This is a genomic window from Dethiosulfatibacter sp. (assembly GCF_983023055.1).
Genome location: NZ_CEZJXU010000303.1, coordinates 1 through 3223, shown reverse-complemented (window position 1 = coordinate 3223; position 3223 = coordinate 1). Strand labels below are relative to the sequence as shown.

Genomic DNA, 3223 nt, shown 5'->3' with positions numbered 1-3223 from the left:
GTTTTATAGATGACTATATAAAAGTTGTAAAAAAAAGAAATCTGGGACTAAGAGCTTGGCAAAAACTTTCAGGACAGCTTCTGTTTGCCCTTGTACTGTCTTTTTATCAGTATTTGTTTACAGATATGGGAAGCAGCATATACATTCCTGTAATAGGAAAATATTTAGACCTGGGATTGTTCTATATTCCTTTTACGATAATTGTTGTCCTGGGAATAGTAAACAGTGTGAATTTAACAGACGGTCTTGATGGACTTGCTTCAGGAATAACGTCAGTATTCTTTGTGTTTTTCATAATAATTGCATCGGTTCTTGGAGACAAGCTACAGAATACAGACTCACTCATATCTATTGCATCCATAATAACGGGAGGATGTATGGGATTTCTTATCCACAATAAGTATCCTGCAAAAGTATTTATGGGCGATGTAGGGTCACTGGCCCTTGGTGGTGCGGTTTCTGCTCTTATGGTACTGTCTGGTGTAATGATAATCTTTCCAATACTTGGGTCTGTATTTCTTGCTGAAACACTTTCTGTTGTAATCCAGGTGGTTTCATTCAAGACAAGAGGTAAGAGGGTGTTTCTTATGAGTCCTCTTCATCATCATTATGAAGAAAAGGGATGGAAGGAAACCAAGGTTGTAATAAGATTTTATTTGGTTGCAGCAGTTTCTGGACTGATTGCTGTTGCTGTAATATTCATATAAGGGGATAGTGAATGAATAAAGAAAAAACATTAATATATGGACTTGGAATCTCTGGTATATCAGCCTTAAAGAGACTTAAATCAGAAAATAAAACAGCAGATATAATCGACAGAAAAACAAGGGAAGAACTTCAGTCTGTTTTGGATGAAAATGGAATATCAAATATAAAAACATATACTACAGGCGATAGCATTGACATGAAGCAATATGTCATGCTTATCAAAAGTCCTGGAATACCAAATGAAGACCCAATAATTGTATTTGCCAAAAATAGTGGCGTTGAAATTGTAAATGATGTGGAATATGCTTACAGAAACTGCGGTGACAGTTTTCTAATAGGAATCACAGGAACAAACGGAAAGACAACCACTACAACCCTTATTGGTGAAATGATCAATCAATGGAAGGGGAATGCTGTGGTTACAGGGAATATTGGATCGGGAATAATGTGGGACTTTAAGGACATGAGTGACAGTGATATAGGCGTTGTTGAATTAAGCTCCTTCCAGCTTGATGGAATAAGGGATTTCAGGACAAATATTTCAGTTATTACAAATATTAGTCCAGACCATATATCTTGGCACAAGACATATGAAAACTATATTGATGCTAAGCTTAAGATAATATCGAACCAGACTGAAAATGACTATTGCATAATTAACTATGACAATGATGTTTTACAAAGTGAAATCAAAGATACACAATGTAAAAAGCTGTACTTTACAACTACAAACAGGGAAATCGAGGGTATTTATGTAAACCAAAATCGGATTATTCTTAATGTTTTTAAGCCGGAATATGTCTGTAATGCTGATGAAATATTCATGCCTGGTTTACATAATTTAGAAAATTCTCTTGCTGCAATATTGGCTGCCAGGATTGCTGGAGTGGACTTGGAGTCCATAAGAAAGGTTCTTGCATCATTCAGAGGCGTAGAGCACAGATTAGAATATGTAACGAATGTAGAAGGTATAAGCTTCTACAATGATTCAAAAGGTACCAATACGGATGCATCAATTAAAGCTATAAACAGTTTTGACCCGCCGGTTCACATAATACTTGGAGGGATGGATAAGGGGGAAGACTTCGGTCTTCTCGTAGATAACCTCGAAGGCAATGTGAAAACGGCAAGCATTTTTGGTGAAACAAAATATAAGTTGGCTGAAACCATGAAGAATAATGGATTTCTTGATTATGAAATATTTGATACCTTAAGAGAATGTATAATGAGTTCCTTTAATAATGCTAAGGAGGGTGAGATAGTGCTTCTTTCTCCAGCCTGTGCAAGCTGGGATATGTATGAAAACTACATGATTAGAGGAAATGAATTCAAAAATATAGTATTTGAGTTGGTGGAAAAAAATGGAGAATAGAAAATCCATTGACTGGTTGTTGTTTTTGACGATTCTTGTGCTTGTACTTTTCGGATTCGTTATGGTATACAGTTCCAGCTATCCTGATGGTTACTACAATTTCAAAGGGAATGGATTCTTTTTTCTAAAAAAACAAATTGTGGCGGGTGTTTTAGGTTTTGTCGCAATGATTATCACATCTTTTATTGATTACAGAATATACAGAAAGTTGAACAAGGTTTTTCTGGGTATAATTATATTGGCAGGGTTTTCTTTATTTACTACTGTGGGAACTACTGCTAATGGAGCACAGAGATGGATAAGAATAGGAGGCATAAGTATTCAGCCTTCAGAGATTATAAAGGTAACTGCAATAGTTTATATGGCATATTTTCTTGAAAAGAATAATAAATTCATTAAGAAGTTTGGCAGGGGATATATTCCTGTTTTAATTATGATTGGAGTATTTTCAGGGATTATAGTAATACAGAATGACTTGAGTACAAGCTTTGTGCTTGCACTTACACTTGGAGTAATGTATCTTTGTGCAGGTGCAAATATTTTACATATTATTATGACTATGTTAATTGGGGCATCAGGAGTTGCATACCTTATAATAAATGAACCATATAGGATGCTGAGGGTCACGAGCTTCATAGATCCTTTTAAATACAAAGCTGATTTAGGATGGCAGGTTGTTCAGTCAATATATGCTCTTGGAACAGGAGGGTTGTTTGGTCTTGGTCTTGGAAAGAGTCGGCAAAAGTTTTTTTATATTCCTGAAAGCTACAATGACTTCATCTTTTCAATAGTAGGTGAGGAATTGGGATTCATAGGCTGTTTCATAGTTATTATTTTTTATATAGTTATTATTTGGAGAGGCTTTAGAATTGCAATAAATGCAAGTGACCTTTTTGGTTCTTTTCTGGCTGTAGGAATAACTGCACTTATAGGAATTCAGGCTCTTATCCATATAGCAGTTGTCACTTCTTCCATGCCCCCAACAGGAATAGCCTTGCCTTTTATAAGTGCTGGAGGAACATCACTTATGATTTTTATGGCATCTATTGGAATATTGCTTAACATATCAAAAAATTCATTATAAAGCAGAGGTATTTATGAAGTATATACTAAGCGGTGGAGGTACGGGAGGACATATTTCTC

The 3223-nt window shown here is 35.4% G+C and carries 3 protein-coding genes; all 3 read left to right on the top strand.

Annotated elements, in window-relative coordinates:
* Positions 1–707 (top strand): phospho-N-acetylmuramoyl-pentapeptide-transferase (gene mraY, locus AC3AX0_RS10005; RefSeq protein WP_487550148.1); only part of this gene is annotated, 707 nt, incomplete at its 5' end.
* Positions 708–718: 11 nt separating this feature from the next.
* Positions 719–2080: a UDP-N-acetylmuramoyl-L-alanine--D-glutamate ligase gene (gene murD, locus AC3AX0_RS10000; RefSeq protein ID WP_487550147.1), complete on the top strand. Its 1362-nt coding sequence runs from the start codon at positions 719–721 to the stop codon at positions 2078–2080.
* The gene (gene ftsW / locus AC3AX0_RS09995; protein WP_487550146.1) at positions 2070–3164 is read left to right on the top strand and encodes a putative lipid II flippase FtsW; all 1095 of its coding nucleotides are present in this window, start codon (positions 2070–2072) and stop codon (positions 3162–3164) included. The genes murD and ftsW overlap by 11 nt, the downstream gene beginning before the upstream one ends.
* The last annotated feature ends 59 nt before the right edge of the window (positions 3165–3223 follow it).

Bases quoted from the DNA above. Each gene is read 5' to 3' on its own strand.
- murD (WP_487550147.1), top strand. From the start codon at position 719: ATGAATAAAGAAAAAACATTAATATATGGACTTGGAATCTCTGGTATA.
- ftsW (WP_487550146.1), top strand. From the start codon at position 2,070: ATGGAGAATAGAAAATCCATTGACTGGTTGTTGTTTTTGACGATTCTT.